General features: G+C 63.4%; 11 protein-coding genes and 2 tRNA genes. 6 read left to right on the forward strand and 7 right to left on the reverse strand.

Annotated features, from left to right (window positions below; translation table 11 throughout):
* The 3 genes from ACFMO7_RS02170 to ACFMO7_RS02180 form a co-directional block, all read right to left on the reverse strand.
* Positions 1 to 1,561: CHAT domain-containing protein (locus tag ACFMO7_RS02170; RefSeq protein ID WP_376793894.1), on the reverse strand; the 1,561-nt coding region annotated here is incomplete at its 3' end.
* A gap of 292 nt (positions 1,562 to 1,853) precedes the next feature.
* Positions 1,854 to 4,709: a DUF4012 domain-containing protein gene (locus ACFMO7_RS02175; RefSeq protein ID WP_376793895.1), complete on the reverse strand. Its 2,856-nt coding sequence runs from the start codon at positions 4,707 to 4,709 to the stop codon at positions 1,854 to 1,856.
* A gap of 278 nt (positions 4,710 to 4,987) precedes the next feature.
* Positions 4,988 to 6,466, reverse strand: coding sequence for a hypothetical protein (locus ACFMO7_RS02180; protein WP_376793896.1), 1,479 nt, complete (start codon positions 6,464 to 6,466; stop codon positions 4,988 to 4,990).
* Between the two features lie 325 nt (positions 6,467 to 6,791).
* Here ACFMO7_RS02180 and mscL point away from each other — a divergent pair, with 325 nt between their 5' ends.
* A complete protein-coding gene (gene mscL / locus ACFMO7_RS02185) occupies positions 6,792 to 7,268 on the forward strand; it encodes a large conductance mechanosensitive channel protein MscL (protein ID WP_376793897.1) in 477 nt (158 codons plus the stop codon).
* Between the two features lie 433 nt (positions 7,269 to 7,701).
* Positions 7,702 to 8,241 carry an adenine phosphoribosyltransferase gene (locus ACFMO7_RS02190; protein ID WP_297162753.1) on the forward strand — a complete coding sequence of 180 codons (540 nt, stop codon included), beginning with the start codon at positions 7,702 to 7,704 and terminating at the stop codon, positions 8,239 to 8,241.
* Positions 8,242 to 8,427: 186 nt separating this feature from the next.
* Here ACFMO7_RS02190 and ACFMO7_RS02195 read toward each other — a convergent pair whose 3' ends face one another.
* Positions 8,428 to 8,739, reverse strand: coding sequence for a GlsB/YeaQ/YmgE family stress response membrane protein (locus ACFMO7_RS02195; RefSeq protein WP_376793898.1), 312 nt, complete (start codon positions 8,737 to 8,739; stop codon positions 8,428 to 8,430).
* A gap of 252 nt (positions 8,740 to 8,991) precedes the next feature.
* Here ACFMO7_RS02195 and ACFMO7_RS02200 point away from each other — a divergent pair, with 252 nt between their 5' ends.
* The 3 genes from ACFMO7_RS02200 to ACFMO7_RS02210 all read left to right on the forward strand — a co-directional run bounded on the left by ACFMO7_RS02200 (position 8,992) and on the right by ACFMO7_RS02210 (position 14,945).
* The gene (locus tag ACFMO7_RS02200; protein ID WP_376793899.1) at positions 8,992 to 10,341 is read left to right on the forward strand and encodes an MFS transporter; all 1,350 of its coding nucleotides are present in this window, start codon (positions 8,992 to 8,994) and stop codon (positions 10,339 to 10,341) included.
* Between the two features lie 957 nt (positions 10,342 to 11,298).
* Positions 11,299 to 13,743, forward strand: coding sequence for a DUF3488 and DUF4129 domain-containing transglutaminase family protein (locus ACFMO7_RS02205; protein ID WP_376793900.1), 2,445 nt, complete (start codon positions 11,299 to 11,301; stop codon positions 13,741 to 13,743).
* Between the two features lie 140 nt (positions 13,744 to 13,883).
* The gene (locus ACFMO7_RS02210; protein WP_376793901.1) at positions 13,884 to 14,945 is read left to right on the forward strand and encodes a hypothetical protein; all 1,062 of its coding nucleotides are present in this window, start codon (positions 13,884 to 13,886) and stop codon (positions 14,943 to 14,945) included.
* A 943-nt stretch (positions 14,946 to 15,888) separates the two neighbouring features.
* On the opposite strand, the gene ACFMO7_RS02215 is transcribed toward ACFMO7_RS02210, so the two are convergent.
* The 3 genes from ACFMO7_RS02215 to ACFMO7_RS02225 all read right to left on the reverse strand — a co-directional run bounded on the left by ACFMO7_RS02215 (position 15,889) and on the right by ACFMO7_RS02225 (position 16,572).
* A tRNA-Ser gene (locus tag ACFMO7_RS02215) sits at positions 15,889 to 15,974 on the reverse strand.
* A 129-nt stretch (positions 15,975 to 16,103) separates the two neighbouring features.
* A tRNA-Ser gene (locus tag ACFMO7_RS02220) sits at positions 16,104 to 16,191 on the reverse strand.
* A gap of 42 nt (positions 16,192 to 16,233) precedes the next feature.
* The gene (locus tag ACFMO7_RS02225) at positions 16,234 to 16,572 is read right to left on the reverse strand and encodes a hypothetical protein (RefSeq protein ID WP_376793902.1); all 339 of its coding nucleotides are present in this window, start codon (positions 16,570 to 16,572) and stop codon (positions 16,234 to 16,236) included.
* Positions 16,573 to 17,395: 823 nt separating this feature from the next.
* Here ACFMO7_RS02225 and ACFMO7_RS02230 point away from each other — a divergent pair.
* Positions 17,396 to 18,265 (forward strand): FliA/WhiG family RNA polymerase sigma factor, encoded by an 870-nt coding sequence (locus ACFMO7_RS02230; RefSeq protein WP_376793903.1) that lies wholly within the window; start codon positions 17,396 to 17,398, stop codon positions 18,263 to 18,265.
* Positions 18,266 to 18,345 lie beyond the last annotated feature (80 nt).

Genomic DNA, 18,345 nt, shown 5'->3' on the forward strand with positions numbered 1-18,345 from the left:
GCTCGTCGATCATGGTGGCCCCGGCGCTGAGGGCATTGCGCTCGGCGGTCAAGAGAATCTCCTTGCAGCGCCTGGTCGGCAGGATCGGCGTGTCGCTGGTGGCCTTGCCGCTGCCCAGAGCGCTGCGAATGACATCGCGCACCTGCTTGGGCGAAAAATTGAGGCTGCGCAAGGCATCCTGAGTACAGCCCCCGTCAAGCTTCGTGAGGGCAATGAAGAGATGGGGAGTCCCCAGGTAGTCCTTGCGCATACGTCGCGCCTCCGCCAGAGCAATGCTGAGTACCTCCTCCAGGAAGCGCCTGTCGAGCGTGTGCGACGAAGATGGCAGCGAGGGGATCAGTGGCTCTTCCTCCTCTTCAAAGATATCGACGTAGTCGGCGGGATTGCGCTCGGGTAGGCCGAAGCTCAGGCGCAGCAATGGGTCGCCATAGAGCTGAAAGGAGATCCAGGCCGCCTGCTCCGGGCGCCGCTGGGCCAGGATGGCGCGGCTGCGCCTGACGGCCTCCCCAACGGCGACCCCATCGGCCAGCTCCTGATAGAGCAGCACAGCAAACTCACGGATGCGTGCGGTCGGCAGGGGCCAGCGCAGAACCACGATGGCGCCAGCTCCGGCCTCGATCAGGCGCCGCGCCAGACGCTGCAGCAGCTCCTCCCGCTCCGGCTGGCTGGCCGAAGCAGCCGCCAGACTGGGGGCGGTTAGGCCGCCCGCTCCTCTCCCACCCGCTCGCTCGCTTTCGTAGTGGCTGAAAAAGATCAGAGGACGCCTCGGCAAGAGTTGGAAGAGCTGGGCCGCTACCTCGCTATCCAGCCGCGAGCTGCCCGCCAGCGCCAATGCCGGCTCACCCGCCACCAGCAACGGCCCTACGCCAGCATAGTGAATGATCTGCGGCGGCTCACCGCTGATGCGCATGCGCATGTCAAGCTGATTGGCCTGCTGACGATAGAGGATCGTGCGCCCAATCGACTCGGGCAGGGCAGTGCACAGCGCAGCTACTTCCTCTTCAGCCGCGCTGCGCTCACCCGTCGGATTGACGAGGAAGAGGACCGAGAGGCCCGCCTGGTCGCGCCTTCCCATCTTGCGCTGCATCCGCTCCGCCAGCGGCGCCATGCGTTCTTGCCGTGGCTCACCCGCCAGCCGGCTGACGCTCAGACGCTGACAGAGAAAGGAGCCTGGGCGGATGCTCCCATCAAAACATAGCTCCCAGGGGATCTCAGGGGTGTTGGTTTCAAGCAAGAGGGGGAGATCGAGATGCCGCAGCGCCTCCTGCAACGGCGACGGCAGCAGTTGCTCAAAGAGAAAGCGCCCCAGAGCCTGTACCGAATCGTTGATAGCGCCCAGCTTCATCGTCTGGCGCTTGCTCTCGGCCAGAGCCTGCGTCTGCATGTATTGGGTCACGGCCTGCATACTCCTCCTGAGCCGCTCTCTAAGCTCAGGGGTGATCTCCGTGACGTACTCGCGCCCTTCCTTGCTACCTTCCCTGGCAGAATACTCAGGCAGGTCAAGCCGGAAACGATAGACGCTTTCAGTGCGTTTGATACTCAAGAGCGCCGGCAGTTCCATGAGTTCTTCTCTTCTACTATCTTCCCAGATTAGCTAGCCCTGAGAATACAACCTACTGCAAGAGCAGTATATCCCAAGCATGAGCCGCTGGCAACAGGAGCCTTCTTAGCCTTCTCGCTACACGAAGACAAGCACTCTGCCCTATCTGGAGAACAAGCATACTACATACTAACTGATTGGTCAAGCTTTTACGCATTTTAGAGACTATACAGCACTGAGAGCAGGCCCAGGGCAGAGAGAGGTCGTTCCGCCTGATCGGCCTGGCGCTGGCCCCGGGCCTGCCTTGCCCGATCTAGACGCCCAGGCGCGGGTAGCAGCTGCTCTGGCTGGCAGCGGCTTGCCCGTGTCCCTGGCTGCCGCCGCTCGCGAGGCTGCGCGGGCTGACGAGCAGGTCGCTGCTCATGAGGGTATCGACATGGGTGCCGGCCAGGCCGAGCTGGCTGCAGGGATCAGGCGGCAGAATGGTGACATCCAGCTCCGGGTAGGTGCCCGCCTGGCGCTGGACCAGCAGGGCGTAGTGCCCCTTGTTGAGGGGAGGCACATACCAGGAGAGGGTGACGGTGATGGTGCAGTTCTTGGGCACCACGACCCAGCCGCCGAACATGGCCCGCCCCGCTATATCGCTGACGGTGTTGGTCGGGGGTCCAACGCTGTCCAGCGGGTGCCAGTCGCCAGGATTCTCGTCGCTGAGGGTCGGCGAGGCCGCCCCAGGCTGGTATTGTCCCGGCGGACACATCAGTTCGTCATGCGGATAGACAACGGTCGCGTTACAGGCCGGCAACGGCCCCCCGCAGAGAGGCGTTCCGCTGTCGAAGCCGTCGCCGCTCAGCAGCTTGCTGTTGGGCGGCACATAGATGCGTACGTAGTCGCGATAGGTGTCGTAGCCGTAGACCGGTCCGGTATCGGTATAGGCCAGGCGGAGCTGGAGATAGTGTGTGGCTCCGCCGCTGGCGTCAAGCGTGACGACGTCGTGGATCAGGGTGCGCACGTACTGCGAGGCTTTGGTAGCGTTGAGGTTGGCCTGGACAATGAAGAGGCCATCGTGACTGGTCGAGCGATCGATCTGCCCGCCATAGCCATATTGGATGAGCAGCTGCTCGACGCGCGGGTCGGTGACATAGATTTCGATGTCTTTGGTCTTGAGGTCATAGAGAGCCTCATGGGCAATGGCCAGGATCTCGTCGGGCGGAGCGTGGCGCACGCGATCGAGCAGGGTCTGCGCCAGGCGGGAAGTGAAGAGTTTGCGCGCTTGCCCGGAATCGTCGACGTGTTGGACGATTTGCTGCTTGCGCACGCCTTCGCTGTCAAGCTGGTAGAAGTGGAGACGATCTTCGAGATTCTGGGCGGTGATGGTCTCGTTGTAGCCCGGTACGGTGATCGGGCCAATGACCTGCAAGACGTGCTCGATGAAGAAGGGGGTGAGGGCAATGATGCCGTCGACATGCCGCCCCACTTCGCGCTGATAGGCCTGGATGGCCAGTTGTCCGCTGGTGGGGAAGTCCGCCGAGAGATTGGAGTCGCGCAAGCCCCAGTTGGCAAAGGGCCACCAGGAGCGATAAGGCTCGGGCGCAAGCTGCCCCAGGGTTGGACTGCCGGAGGTGTATTCGACAAAGGAGATGTCTCTGAGCGAGAAAGGGGCGATTCGGCCAGCGTTGATGGTCAGCTCTCCGTATTGGCCGGTGAAGCCGCCGGCTGGCCGCAGCTCGGAGCGGTCCATGGTCTGCACCAGATAGGTGCGCGGTTTGTCTACCCCCAGTAACCAGCCAGCAGCGCCGAGCAGCTCGCGCGCCTGGGCCAGGCTCTGCCGAAGCATGGGCAGCACTTGCAACAGTTGCTGTACTTGCTGACGCTGGCTGCTGCTGAGCGGGAGGGCCTCCAGCGAGAGATTCTGGCTCTGGGCTTCAATGTCACGCAGCGAGGGCATGATGTCGTCGATGGTCCGGCTCAGCAGGTCGAGCATGTCCTGCGTGACCAGCGGCTTGTTGGAATCGCTGAGGAGGGGACCCTGGAAGTGCGGCGCCAGGCTCCTGGCCGCAGGGATGAGCTTGAGGCCGATGAGGCTGACGTCAGCACCTATCTGAGCCGCGGCCCGCGCCGAGTTGACTTGCACCTGGTACTGCGGCAGCAGCGAAATAAGGGTATGGATGAGGGCAGAGTGGTCGATGGTGTCCCGCGCTTCGCTGAAGGATTGCCGGGCTTGCTGCAGCTCCTGGGCAGCCTGATTGAGCTTGCTGGCCTCGAAGAAGCTAGAGGGATGAGACTTGACGCCGTTGAAGATGGACTTGAGGGCCAGCAGGTGCTCGACGCCAGCGGAGGCTTGCCCACGGAGCGTGCTGTAGGTGAGATAGGCCTGGAGGCCTACAACCAGCCCTCCTACGATAGGCAGGCTAACGCCAAGCAGGAGGATGGCAAGCAGGACAAGGGCTTTGAGGCGCTGGCGCCCTGTGCCATGACGGGCCTGCTTCCAGAGGCGGCGCGGCCACTGGGGAGGACGCAGGCCCAGTCGTCGCCTCGCCGGGGCGGTTGGCCTGGCTCCCTCTCTCGATGACTGCTTCTCCGGCTCCGGTTCCGCGAGTTGGCCAGGCTGCAGCGGGGTCGCCAATTGAGCGAGGCCCGGCTCCGCAGGCGCCGTGGCCAGGTTTGGGGTGGCCAGCGGCAGGGTTTCGGCCTCGGCCAGCGGCGAGGCGAGGACGGACTTTGCTGGGCTGGCGCTGGCCAAAGGCAGGGTTTCGGCCTCGCTGAGGGCGGCCTTGCGCGCCTCCTCTTTTCCCTTTTGGGACCTGCTCTCCTGCTCGAGCGACTGCGTCCCCGGCTGGCCGGCACTGTCTGGGGCCGCCGCGGGAAAAGCTACCGGCGCCGGCCCCGCGCGCAACAGCGAGGACCAGGTCGCTGCCGCTCGCTCGATGGCAGCTCGCGCCTCTTCGCTGGCCCGCTGCTCTACCGCTCTGGCCGCCGCCATGCTCTGCAGCTTGACGGTGTCTTCATCGGCCAGGTGGCTTGCCGCCTCCCGCCCCTCTAATTGCTGACTTGCCTGCTCCACCTCTCCCTCGGATAGGCCAGGGCCGGTCAGGCTCGCTTCCTCCAGCGAGCGATGTCGATCCGCTTCTGCTTCCGCTTCGCGCTTTGAATGATAGTCATTTATCAGCATATCAGACATGGATTACCTCGGAAATAACCCCCAGGCAGCTTGATCTGAATATATACGAATCTATTACAGGCACCGGTGATATGGTTTTCTTCGTCCAGCTTGATCAGAAGGGGAGAGGGCTTTCCTCTCTCCCTGAGTATAACGTATGGTGAACAGGCCTTGTTGCTTTTTCAATCAGGGGTCCTGCTCTGCCTCTGCCCGGGGCGGGGACCAGCCCACTGGAAGTGGGGCTGAACGCGGCGGAGCTGAGTGGAGCCGAGCGGAGTGGCCGGTCGAGCTTACCGTTCACCGTTCAGCTTGCGCGTGCTCAGGTCCAGGCGCCGGGTCGGTCTGCCGCGGGCGCGCGCCGCGGGCGGGTAATAGGGAGTGACGGCGGTGATGATGTCGCCGATACGCGCCAGCACCTGAAGGTAGCGCGTGCCGGAGCAATGGTAATGGGCGAAGAGCATCAGCAGATGATTGATCAGAACATCGCTCTCGTTGGTATGGCGCTCGAGGGTAATCTGACCGCCGATGGCTTCCTCGGCCGCCCGCGCGATGGCCTCTTCGCCCTGCTCATCTAACAGCAGGCGGCGAGTATCGCGACGGGGGCGGGCGGGCCAGAGCAATAGGGCGACCACGCGGCCCTTGAGGCGCTGCTCGCGCAGGCGCCCAGCCAGATACTCGCCCAGCTTGTGAATGGCTGCACAGGTTTCATCGGCATCAGCAGCATGCGGGAAGCGAATGCGCGCGTTCTGGCTGAGGGGCGGGGCATCGGGGATCACCAGGCTGTAATCTTCGCCCTGAGCCAGACGATGTAGCCAGCGTCCCAGCCGCCCCAGGCGTCGCTCCAGTCCGTCGGGAGAGAGGGGAGCCACCTGAGCAAAGCTGGTGATGCCGAAATCGCGCAGGTGAGCGACCAGCTCGGCCAGCTCTTCTGCCTCGAAGCGCTCGGCCCGCGACTCGATCTCGGGGGTCCATGTCGGGCGCAGGCCGGCACCTTCTGCGTCTCCGTCTCGCCCACCAGCCATGCCCGGCTCGCCGCTGTGGAGCTGCAGCAGCAGAGTGAGGGGAAGCGACTGCACGAAGGAGGCTTCACGACCCGGCGGGATATAGAGAATGCCCTGACGCCCGTCTTTGCGACTCACGAGGGCGGCCAGCTCGGCGATGGTCTTGCCGTTGGCGATGCCAATCAGGGCGGTCAGGCCAAGGGCGGCAATTTCGCTACTGAGCCGCTGCGCCAGGAGAACCGGCGAGGCCACGGGCTGGGAGCAGCCACTCAGGTCGATAAAAGCATCGGCCAGGGGCAGCGATTCTACGATGTGCGAACAGGCGCGATAGCACTCGCGCAGGCGTTGCAGCACCGGCTGATAGCGCTCGTAGGAGGCCGGCAAGAAGAGTGTACGTGGGGCGAGACGATAGGCCCGCCGCAGGGGCATGCCGGGGACAATGCCCAGGCGCACGGCGGCCGGGGAAGCATCAATGACGCGGCCCGGCTCGTTCGGACGGCCTGTGCCGGTCCCTACGACGAACGGTAGCCCGCGCAGGGCGGGGTTGGCCATTTCTTCCAGGGTACAATAAAAGTGGCGAATGCGTACATGCATGATTCCCTGACGCAGACGCGCCTGCTCTGGGGCTGTTCCTCGTTCCGCCTCCGCAACCTCGCCTGGCTCGCCCTGGGAACGCTGACCTGTCGCCGCCCCGAGAGCCGATGGATTCACTGGATTCATCAACGTCCCTGACTGGTCGTGCTCCATAGTAGCTTTCTGCCTGCTCAAACTAACCTCTCCCAGTTTTAGATTATACGCTACACACGGGCTATTTGCAGCCCTTCTCTCCCGCCAACAGGCCAGGACTCGGCTTCGCAAGCGGCTTTGTCTCTTATAAGCTCTTCTTTGTTCAGAGGTTGGGCGCTCCCGGCTGATGCTCTCCACGGGCGGCAGCCTCGCCCCGTTCAGCTTCGCAAGAAAATATGGTAAGCTGTTTCTGGGGTAGAATGGCCCAGACCAGGCAGCCCACCCAGCTCCTGCCCTATCGGCAGCGAGGCTGGCAGCTTCAGCGGCGCGGTAGTTTGCGCACGCACAGATTGGAGGGAAAGAGACGATGTCTATGCTTCAGAACGAGACGCTCACCAAAGTGGGCAGAGGTGCCAGAGAAACCTTGGGTGGCTTCAAAGCCTTTATCTTGCGCGGCAACGTGGTCGATCTGGCCGTCGGTATCGTGATCGGCGCCGCCTTTACCAACCTGGTCAACTCTATCGTCAGTGGACTGATTACTCCTCTGATCGGCCTCTTCGGCGGCTTCGACTTCTCACGGCTGAACGCGGGCCGCTTTGCCTTCGGGACGGTCATCAACAGCGCCGTCAGCTTTCTGATTGTGGCGGCAGTGCTCTATTTCTTGATCGTCTTGCCAGTCAGCAAGCTGATGGCCCGGCACAAAAAGGGCGTGCCCGAGGAAGCGGCCACGCACGAGTGCCCCTATTGCCTGAGCAGCATCCCTGTCGGAGCACGCCGCTGCGCCTACTGCACCGCGGAGCTGGTCCAGGGTGAGCCGTCGTCGGCCCCCGTGGCAGGTGCCTGATTCCTTAGTTGCCTATACCCAGATGAGACCAGACTCAGGCGGCTGACCCTCATGGGCCAGCTCGCCTGGCCAGCCGGTCCGGCGGGGGATATCGTGGCTCCCCGCCGGACCTTTCTCTGCCCCTGACCGGCAGAGGGGGATTTTCTGCTTCCTCCCTCGCCAGGCATGAGATTCGTGCTATACTAATCTACGGAATCCGAAGGCAATGCCCAAGCGTGTGATCAGGTGAAAGCCAGGTCAGACAGCTCTACCCAGCCATCCTGTCACGGCCCACTCGTTCAGGAACGAGAACGAGAGAGAGAGAGGGAGGGAGGACCTGCGCGGCCTGATCACTTCTGTGCTAGGCCGGTCGTGGATTCGCTACGCGCAAGCAAGCCCCTGGAGAGGCGGCCTGACTTAGTTCTTTGTTGAGGAAGGAAACGGAGCGCTTAGGATGTCATCGTCATCTGCGTCGGGGCCACTACGGCTGGAAGACTGGATTAGAGATATTCCCGATTTCCCTCAGAAGGGGGTCCTCTTTCGCGATATCACCCCTCTTCTGCAGAATCCCGAGGCTTTCCGCGCCGCCATTGATCGCCTGGCAGCCCACTACTCCGGCGCCGGCATTCAAACTGTCGTTGGCGTCGAATCCCGCGGCTTTATTTTCGGTGCCCCCCTGGCCTACTTGCTCGGCTGCGGCTTCGTCCCTGTCCGTAAGTTTGGCAAGCTGCCAGCGAAGACGGTCAGCGTGGAGTATGCGCTGGAGTACGGCACCAATATTGTGGAGATGCATACCGATGCCATCAAGCCAGGCGAGCGCGTGCTGATCGTTGATGATCTGCTGGCGACCGGCGGCACCGTCTCGGCGGCGATGGAGCTAGTCGAGAAGTTGGGTGGCCATATTGCCGGAATCGCTTTCCTGGTCGAGCTGACCTATCTGAAGGGCCGCGAGCGCCTCAAGGGCTACGATGTCTTTGCCTTGATCAAGTACTAAAGGCGACAAGCCAGCCGGGCTGGCGGGAGAGGGGCACAGGACTGGCGAGAGACCTCCCAGCCGCCCTTGCTGCTACTCCAGGGGCGGAGCGGCGACCTTCTCCCACGCGCCTGATTCGTGCATGGATGCCTGGCTGGCTTAGTGCCCGAGAACAACGCGGTCTGGCCCTGCGCTCCCCACTTTAGTTTAGATGGAGCGCCTCCCCCCGGTGATGAGTTCGACCAGGAGCAAGAGCAGGCAGGCCCCCAGAAAGGCTACCAGCGTCGTTCCCAGAAAGTGGAAGGTTTCATTGATACCCAGCAGGCTCATCAGGAAGCCTCCTATGACGGCCCCCACTAGCCCAACGCAGATGTCTAGCAGACACCCCAGTCCCTGCCCACGGACGAGCTTCGCCGCCAGGAAGCCGGCGATCAGTCCGACCAGCAACCAGGCCAACAGCTCTCCAGGATACAGGTGGATCTGACCCATGCCCGGGTGGAAGCTGATTCCGTCGATCATGAAAGGCTCTTTCTCTCCTTCTGCTGATGTGATCGGCAGCCAGGGGCCGGCCCGGGCCAGCTCCCAAGGAACAATCTGCCCGCCCGGTTGATACAACAACTGCCTGGCTGACTGGCTCACCAGGCCGGTCCCCGCTCAGGCGACCGTTGCCAGGCCCCTCGCGGATATGATACCCTACGAAGGCATGGCTCTTTCCATCTTTCTTTTTTCTCCACTTCGCTCTACGTATGAGGACGACAGGAGTCGCAGACAATGTCTTCCAGGCCCGATCTCTCGCGGGATTCTGCTCGCTCTGCCAAGAGCGCGGGAGAGGGGTCGCCGGGCAACCAGCCGGGGGAAGGTGGCAGGGGAATGAGGGACCTCTTGACCTGGTTTCAGCTTCCGCGCGATGTCTATCTGCTGCTGTTCTATACGCTCGGCAAGGGGTTCCAGCTGACTATTGGAACGCTCGATGTCAATTACTATGCCCATAGTCTGGGCTACCAGCCGGACTTCATCGGACTGCTGAGCGCGATGCCGGCCCTGGGTTCGCTGGTGAGCGCCGTTCCCAGCGGCATGCTGGCCGATCGCCTGGGCTATAAGCCGGTGCTGCTGGCCTCGGCCCTGCTGACGCCTCTGTTTCTGGCGATGATCGGCCTGACTTCAGCAGCTCCGCTCCTGCTGCTGGCCGCCTTTCTGCAGGGAGTGGCCTCCACGGCTTTCTGGGTGACCAATATCCCTCTTCTGATCGAGAAGAGCCGCGAGGAGCAGCGCGTGGGGGTGTTGGCGCTCAATAGCTTTCTGCTCCTGGGCGTGGGATCCCTGGGCAATCTGCTCGGCGGCGCTGTTCCTGAGCTGGTCGCTCATGTGCTGCAGGTGAGCGCCAATAGCGCCCTGGCCCTGCGCTGGGGTGTCTTGAGTGCCTCCCTGGTGAGCCTGCTCTTCGGGCTGCCCCTCTGGCTGCTCCAGCCCGCTCGCCCGCGAGTCTCTCGCTCCCAAGACGATCAGGCGGCTACGAGCAGTAGGCCCCAGGCCGTCGGGGGTGGCAGGGAGGGCTTCCCTCTGGCGGTCTTTGTGCAACTGTTGGTGCCCGACCTGATTTTCAATATGGGCGAGGGGGCGGTCATCGCCCTGATCCAGCTCTTCTTTGTGCTGCGCTTCGCACTGCTGCCAGGGCCGCTCGGGCTGATCTTTACGATCTCCGGTCTGGCCGGCGGCCTGTTTGCTTTGTCGGCCCCACTCTTTGTGCACCGCTGGAGCAAGATCGGCATTATCACTACGGTGATGTATGCCAGCGCTCCTCTGATGATTCTGATCGGCTACTCGCCGATCTTGCTGGTCGCTGTGGCCGGCGAGTACGCACGCTCGCTTCTGCGCCTGCTGATTGAGCCGGTCTATGCAGCTTTTGCAATGGAACAGGTTTCTGAGCGCCACCGCGGGACCCTGAGCGGCTTCTATTCGGTGACCTGGAGTATCGGTTATAGTCTGGGACCAACGGTGGCCGGCTGGCTCCAAACCTATGTGAATCTCTCCGCCGCCTTTCTCTTCGCGGCCATCTGCCTGGTGATCGCCGCTAGCCTGCTACTGGCGGCCTTCGGACGCCGCCCCGCGCCTGCCCGCTAAGAAAAGGCCCGGCGCAGACAAGAGGCCAGAAGGACAGGCGAAAGCGATCGCCACCGCTGGACCGCTCCGGGCCTGGCCCGCCAGAGCGGTGAAGGCCCGTCTCCGCCTGGAGAGAGTTTCTTCCTGATGTTCCGCCTTCAAGGTGACAGGAAGGCCAGCTTTGGGGTATCATTAGAAGAGATCAATCAATCGGTGGAGTCAACCGCCCCACGGCAAAAGCCGTGGGCTTGTGCTGAGCCAGCCGCGGGTTGACCAGCCTCAGCCCGCGCCGTTGGGACCCGCGGACTCCGTTCTTCCGGTCACGACGCTCCGGGGCGCGCACCAGCCCCAGGCCCTGTCGTCCGGCAGGAAGCGGCGGCGGTGAACAGGGGGTGAACCGTATCCGTTGAGCGCTGGTCCATCAGCTTCGCCGGTCGAACCCGAAACCGGGAGCCGAACCCAGTACAACCACACGCGGCTGGGGGATCTCAAGACCCATTCGATCGACATCGCCCGCGTCGGCGCCTCCGGCGCGCCTGTCTGGCTCGACCTTCACTCACAAACGCTGACCATCAGGCAGGCAGCCGGACAGGGACAACGGCAGCGGTGCGGGACGGACCGGTACAGGTTGCTCGTTCGCCCTGCGGCTCGCGCCAGACGGCTCTGGGGCTTCGGAGCGAGGACCTGGTGCAGGCCCAGGTCCCTGGCGGTAAAGCTCGGGAGGCGGACCTGGGCGACGTCACGATCCAGCACCGGCCCAGCCTCTGCTTGGGCGGGGTCGATGTCTATCCCCAGTCTCTGTGCCGGCTCCAACAGGCCGACGGCTACGTCGACGCGGCGGCTCCTCCCCAGGGCCGCAGCCCGGGACTCCCGCCGTTGCAGCGGCCTCGACTCGCATGAGGATACTGAAAAAAAGAGGATACTGAAAATTGTTGATCGAGCAGGGATAGCGTTCTTTTGGGACAGGAGCCGCTCGCGATGAAACCAGGCCAGGTCGCTTCTTCTCCTGCAGGAACCGCCGGGCAAGGTCCTCGCCAGGTCCAGGACAGCCAGGCGAGCAGGGAGGCACCCTTCAATGGCTCCCGACCAGCGATGGCAGCGAAACCAGCGATCAGGGAGGCTGTTGCGGCCAGGACGCCCCTCGTAGCCAGCTCCCCGAGACTCGCTTTAGCGCCTGCTGAGGGCTGGCTCCCCCTGGGTCTGGTGGCGATCGCGCTTTACGCCCTTGTGCTGGCTATGATCTCCGCTGACTGGGTAGCTGGAACCTGGATTCTCCTCTGGAGCGCTCCCGCGGGGTTGCTGGCCGGCTTTCTGGTGGCCAAGAGCCGCCTGGTGCCCCAGCCGCTGCTGCATCTCTCGGCCTTTTTTGCCGGCTACTGGTTGGCTTTCGTGCTGACGGCGAGCGCAGCTCTGCACGCTCCCTGGAGCCTGCTCCTGGCTGATCTGCACTCGGTGCTGAGCAGCGGTGCTGGTCCCGGCCTGGCAGTGGTCTCTAGCGAACATATCTTTCTGCTCTATCTCTGCTTCCTCAGTTTCTTCTTAGGCTATTTGGGAAGCTGGCTGACCTACCGCGCACGCCTGCCATGGCTGGTGGCCCTCACCTATTGTTCGATCATGCTGGTCAATCTCCAGTATAGCCGCCAGGCATCGCCCTTGCTCCTGCCTCTCATGCTCGGCGCTCTCCTGCTATTGATCGGCCGTCTCTATCTGGTGACCCTGCTCGACGACTGGCGCAACCTGGGCCTCTGGGCTGACCATTCGTGGCTCCGCTCGTTGCTGGCCCGCAACCTGGCCTTGACCTCGCTGCTGATGCTGCTAGCCTTGCTGCCGGCCATCTTGCTCCCTCCGCTCATGCAGCCCCAATGGGGAAATCGCCTGTGGCAGAATCTCAATACCTGGGTTGGAACCCTGCTGCATCAGCGCCTGATCGACGGTGGACCATCCGCCCAGGTGCCTTTGACCGAGACAACGGTCTTCTTCGGCGATCGTTTGCTGATCAGCGGTTCGGTCTCTCTGCCAGCGGGCAGCGTCCTGGAGTATAGTGGGAGCGCGGCCCCGACCTATCTGGAAGCCGTGACCTACAATCGCTTCGACGGTCATAGCTGGACCTCGACGACGCAGGAGCAGAGTATGCGCCTTGCTGCCAGGCAGGCGCTGCCGCCCGACACAGTCTCCGCTCCCTACCGCCAGGTCAGCGCAGAGATTCACCTGCTCCAGGTCCCTCAGAGCAGGCAGAGCTACCTGTTCGCCCCGCCTCAGCCAGTCCTCTTCAGCGTTCCTGTGACGATCTATGGTCAGGGCCTCCCCAGCGCCTGGGCCCAACAGGAGCCACTGCGCCCGGGCGAACGCTATACGGTTGTGGCGCGCCTACCGCTGGTCGACGCCAACTCTCTGGCCAAGGTCCCTCTGCTCTCGGCCAATCCGCGCTTCTGGCAGAGCGACCCGGCCCTGGCGGTGCTGAAGCGCGACTATCTGCAGCTGCCGGCGAGCCTGCCTTCAAGCGTGAGGGAGACGGCCCGGCAGTGGACACAAGGGGCCACCAACGCCTTCGAGGCCATGCAGCGGCTGGAGAGCCATCTGAGCGATTCGCGCCAGTTCAGCTATTCGATCACGAATCCGCCGATTCCCGCCCATGTCGACGTAGTGAGCTGGCTGCTGCAGACCCACACCGGCTACTGCACCTACTACGCGAGCGCTATGGTGGTCATGGCCCGCCTGCTGGGGATGCCCGCGCGCATCGTGGTGGGCTTCAGCCAGGGTCATTTCGATGCCGGTCGTCAGGTATGGGTGGTCAATGGCAGCGACGCCCATAGCTGGGTTCAGGTCTACTTCGCGGGCCACGGCTGGATCGATTTCGATCCCACGCCCGGCTTCGCGCAAGGTCCTGCCCTCTCGGGAACGGCGGTGCCTTCTCCCTCGTCGTCTCCCACCAGCGGCGGGAATACCACGCCCGGCGGTCAGCCCGGCCAGCAAGGGAACGCGACAACCCCGCCAGCCGACAGCCGTGCGGAAACAGCGCGTGGCCCTCTTCAGAAGGCCCTGTCTTCACCCCTGCCGCTGGCTCTGGTAGCCCTGACGGGGTTTGGTCTGCTACTCCTGGCCTCAAGCGCGATTCTCTGGCGGCGCCGGCTCGCAGGCCAGATGAGCGCCGCGAGTCGCCTCTTTTGGCGCCTCTGTCGCTTGGCCAGCCTGGCTGGCTTCCGTCCACGCTCCTGGCAGACCCCCTACGAGTACAGCGCCCGCCTGAGCCAGGCTATACCCGAAGCAACCCCGCCTCTGCTCCGGCTGACCGAGCTGTTCGTGCGCGAACGCTGGGCAGCCCCCTACGAGTCGCCCAGTCCCACCGAAGAGGCCGAGATAGAGCGCCTCTGGCCTCCTCTGCGTCGGAGCCTGCTGCGCCTCTGGCTGCGCCGCTTCGGCTAGCATATCTCCTCCTTTCTCTCGCCCTTCAGGTAGCTCGTCAAATCCCGAGGAGATGTTACGAAAGACCGATTGGAACGTTTTCTGAGATAGAAAGCGTTCTAAGAGCTTCAGCAAAGAGAACGGCGTCTGAGGAAGCGGAAGTGGAAGAGGAGAGGAGAACAGAGCGAGGCAAGGGCCAGGCCGAGACGGGCAGGCGTCCGGAGCCGGCTTCGCCCTCGCCGATCGTGGAAGGGACATGTGGCTGGGGTCGGATCTTCCAGCTCTACCCCGATCACCTGCGAGTCCACGGGACGGTCTATGAACTACGCCATCTGTCGCACATTCGTCCAGTCTATCGTTCGCTGCTGGGTATTCCCTCGGCTCGTCTGGAGTTGACCTTTGGTCAGCAGCGGGTGATTCTGCGTGGTATTGCCTCGCCGGAGGATGTGCGCAAGATGGTTGCCTACTTGCTGCGGAGCTGTCCCCAGGCGCGCCTGCTGCCCTCGCCAGGTGGCGAGGGCGAGCCAGGCTCCGGCGAGAGCGCGGCCAGGCGGGGGTCAGGCTCGGCAGAGGCAACAACACCCATGGTCGAAGGGGAGACACCAACGGCCCTGATGCGCGCCCTGGCTCCTGCCGGCTGGCAGGTGGCCCGTCGCGAGCTGTTGCAGCGGCGCCGTGCCCGCCTGCAGGAGGAGCGAGAGCGGCGCCAGGAGGCGGCCGCCCTCTTTCAGCGACCAGGACGGCGCTCCGCTCTCAAGGATCCGCTACCGCCGGTTCCGGTGCCGGTGCGCCTGGCCTTTGGCGAGCGCGCTTTCTATTGCTGTCAGGCCACGCTCTGCAACGAGCAGCTTCGCCCCTTCGCCCCTCCAGAGGAGGCCGTGCGCGACCACGGCTTGCTGATTTTGACCGATCGCCGCCTGATCTATCTGGGTCGCCGCTGCCAGATCCTGCTTGGCTACGATCACCTGCTCCAGGTCAGCCGTCAGCGCAACGGAGTGGCCTTTCTGGCTGATCACTGGCGACGCCGTGAGCTATTCACCATGCGCCGCCCCCTGGAATGCGTCCTTTGCCTGGAGAAGCTCCTGTGGCGCTTTCAGCAGGAGCGCCAGCTCTCGACCCTCATGAAGGTTGAAGTGGAGGAGCAGAGCGAATCTGGGGATGCCGCAAGCCGCGAGAGGCGCCAGCACGAGCGTCGCCCTGGCAGCGAGCCGGTGACACGCTAGCCAGATAGAGAGGGAGAAGAAAAGAGGGGAGAAGAGGAGAGGAAAGGAGGTAAGCTGAGTAGCGGTATGCTGGATACGGTGATGGCTCTCTGGAACCGTGGCTGCGCGCTGCGCCTGCTATTGCTAGCCCTGCTGGCGTTCGTAGTGGTGCTGAGCTTTGGTCTGCCCTTCTGGCCAGGCGACCAGCCAGGCCGGCCTGCGCCTCCCCAGTCGGCAGGTGCTCTGGCAGCCCAGACACAGGGGCACATAGCCGAAAGCACCGTGAGAGTTCCTTTACCACCCAGCCTCACACCATCCGATCAGACCGGTCTCTCCCAGCCGGCAAGCGGGCCAGGTTTTCCACCTTTTCCGGCGTGCGGTAGCCCTCTGACCATGCCCCAGCCGGGACCAACGACCCTGCCTGTGGTCACTCCCAGCCCTCGCCCCAGCCCTCATCCACAGCCGACACCGCGGCCCCAGCCCTCTGCGGAGCCTTCCCCCGAACCATCGCCACCGCCCTCGCCGTCCCCGTCGCCGCAACCGCAACCCACGCCGACACCTATTCCCATGCCAACACCCACGCCAACAGCCACACCTACAGCCCAGCCACAGCCTTCACCCACCGTCACGCCAGCGCCGACCATCACACCAGAGCCTTCTCAGCCAGTTCCTCCCACAGCGGAGCCAACGCCATCTCCATCGCCCTCCCCACCCGTATCGACGGGCACGCCCGCAGCAACGCCCACGACGCCACCACCTCCTGTCCCGAACCCAGACGAGTTCCCCACCACCCCGACCCTGCCGGTCCCAGCCGGGCCGCCGCAAGAAGCGGGCGCGGGCCAGGCCAGAATAAGAGAAAGAGCAAGGCTACGCCAGGAGCAAGCGATAGACGCAGACCAGCCGCGAGCCATCCACTAACTCCGGCACCCTGCTCCGGTATCCTCACTTGTAGTATCCTACGAGGCGGAGGAGGTGGGATTCGAACCCACGGGGGCTGTTAACCCCACACGATTTCCAGTCGTGCTCACTAGGCCACTATGAGACTCCTCCGTATTTGAGCAGCGACCATGTGGTCCACGCGCCAGCCGCAGCTATTGGGCGGCCGCGCCATCCATCAGGGAGACCGACATGGGAGTGACCCGCTGCGCGGGTTGAGCGTCAGCGAGCCACTGCTTAAGGCGGAGAGAGTGGGATTCGAACCCACGAGGGTCTTTCGGACCCTACCGCTTTTCGAGAGCGGCTCAATCAACCACTCTGACATCTCTCCGGCGCATAGTATATCATACCCTCCGGGCGGCTGACAAGAGGGTCAGGAGACTTCTTCCTCCCCTTGCAGCGATTCGGAGGCGGAAAATTCACTGATAGCCCCATGCTCATAGAGCCAGCGAGCAAACTGCAGATGGGGATCGCCGCTCAGATAGGGCGGGATCTCGCCGCTGCTCTGGGCGCGGCGACGCAGCCGCAGCAGGCGCTGAATCTCCTCGGGGAGGAAGCCGGCCTCGCGCAGCGGATCAAGGGCCTCTGCCTCTAGCGGCCGCTGCTCGCCGGCCTCCCGAGCCGGGTGCAACCCTTCCATCTGAGAGCCTTCTCTCTGGCAGGCAGGCTCATACTCGTGCTGGTACTCAGACTGATACTCTCGTCTCTCCATAGTAGGCTGTCTCCTCCCAATGAATGAAAAAAGCTGCAATCAGCTCAGCCGGTTTTGCGCTCTATTCGTGTCGGTTGGCCAGAGTGAGTGGGTGATGGCTCCGACCCCGATCGCCGCTCAGGCAAGAGGCATCAGAGCAGGCCACCCAAAAACCAGGGCTGCCCCGCAGCAGAATCGGAGCCAGGCGCTCCCCTATGCCAGCGGGGTCGGGACAAAAGCGGTCCGGGTCTCCCCTCTCTCCCCTCTCCCTCTCTCTATCTCTCTATGGAGATCCATATCGGCAAAAAGCAGACAATGATTAGTCCTTTCCTGGCCATCCGCTCCCAGGAGCGAATTTCAGGACCTTTGGCATAGCAAGGAAGCGACCTCTGTCAGTAGCTCAACAGCACGTGCTCTCGTACACTCTAGCTAGGCAAGGTAGCAGGCAAGCCCAGCCAGCCCCTGACAACGTCAGCCAGCCACGGGCCGCGGGATGAGCGCCACGGAGCGCCAGGCAACTGCCAGCCCAGGTACCCCTATTCTCCCAGCCAGCCGATAGCCAGCCTGCCAGTCCAGTCGATCGCTTGTTTGCTCGCTCAAGCGTCAAACTCCGGCGAGAGGCTCGCCATCCATGGGGTAAGCCAGAAGAAGGCCGGTCAAGCCCGGGCTAACAGCGTCAGAGCAAGAGGAGCGAGTCGGCCAGGGAACAGGACGGAAGCCAGGGGCGGAGACAGAGAGGCAGGCAGTTCCTCAAGGAGTCGCGCAGACCAGGAAGATAGGCAGCAGGAGAGGAGAGAAGTCTGCAGGGCAAGACCTCAGTCAGCAGGCAAGGAGATGTCTATCGATGACCAGTTCCGCGCATCTGGAAGAGATCTGGGCCGAGTTCATGCGCACCCATAGCCAGGCACAGCGCCGCCTCCTGATCGAAGCCTACGTGCCGCTGGTGAAAGTTACCGTTGATCGCCTGGGCATCCCGGCGCGCCACCTGCTGGAAGCCGAAGACCTGATCGGCTATGGCATGCTCGGCCTCATCAACGCCATTGATCGCTACGATCCTACGCGCGGGATCAGCTTCGAAGCCTTTGCCAGCGCCCGCATCCGGGGAGCAGTGATCGACCAACTGCGCGCGCTCAACTGGTTCTCGCGCTCGGCCCTGCGGCGCATCAAACAGGTCGAGCAGACGATGGCCGAGCTAGAGCGCCGGCTCGGGCGACCAGCCCGCGACGAGGAAATGGCCGCAGCGCTCGGCGTCTCGCTGAGGCGCTACCGGCGCATGCTCCAGGAAGTGGGCACAGTCATTCTTTCGCTTGACAGCCCTCTCCATCCCCCCGAGAGCGAAGGAGACCACTACTCGCTGGGCGAATCTCTGGAAGATCACGGAACCCTCGAGCCGGCCAGCACCGTCGAACGCCGTGAGCTTCTGCAAGCCCTCAGCCAGGCCATCGAGCGCCTCCCCCGCCGCGAGCGCCTCCTGCTGGCCCTCTACTATGTCGAGGGCCTCAGCATGAGCGAGATCGGCAAAGCCCTTGGTATCTCGCAGTCGCGCGTGAGCCAGCTTCACGCTCAGACGCTGCTCCACCTGCGTGTCAGCCTCGGACTACACGAGCAACAGCACAAGCGTGGGAGCCGCACAAGTGCTCGTTCTACATCAGCACGCGAACACGCCCGGCAAATCGATTCGCTCGCCCATCAGCAAGTCCCCACTGTACCATAGCCTGGATCGTATAGTATCATAAACAGAGTATTATTACGATCCCTGGTTTCCCTGTTGATCGTGAGCGACCTGTTGAGTAC

The organism is Thermogemmatispora sp., from assembly GCF_042408735.1.
GTDB lineage: Bacteria > Chloroflexota > Ktedonobacteria > Ktedonobacterales > Ktedonobacteraceae > Thermogemmatispora.

Excerpts from the sequence above, each read along its gene's own strand:
- ACFMO7_RS02175 (WP_376793895.1), bottom strand. The coding sequence starts at position 4,709 with ATGCTGATAAATGACTATCATTCAAAGCGCGAAGCGGAAGCAGAAGCG.
- mscL (WP_376793897.1), top strand. The coding sequence starts at position 6,792 with ATGTCTATGCTTCAGAACGAGACGCTCACCAAAGTGGGCAGAGGTGCC.
- ACFMO7_RS02190 (WP_297162753.1), top strand. The coding sequence starts at position 7,702 with ATGTCATCGTCATCTGCGTCGGGGCCACTACGGCTGGAAGACTGGATT.
- ACFMO7_RS02195 (WP_376793898.1), bottom strand. The coding sequence starts at position 8,739 with ATGATCGACGGAATCAGCTTCCACCCGGGCATGGGTCAGATCCACCTG.
- ACFMO7_RS02200 (WP_376793899.1), top strand. The coding sequence starts at position 8,992 with ATGTCTTCCAGGCCCGATCTCTCGCGGGATTCTGCTCGCTCTGCCAAG.
- ACFMO7_RS02205 (WP_376793900.1), top strand. The coding sequence starts at position 11,299 with ATGAAACCAGGCCAGGTCGCTTCTTCTCCTGCAGGAACCGCCGGGCAA.
- ACFMO7_RS02225 (WP_376793902.1), bottom strand. The coding sequence starts at position 16,572 with ATGGAGAGACGAGAGTATCAGTCTGAGTACCAGCACGAGTATGAGCCT.
- ACFMO7_RS02230 (WP_376793903.1), top strand. The coding sequence starts at position 17,396 with ATGACCAGTTCCGCGCATCTGGAAGAGATCTGGGCCGAGTTCATGCGC.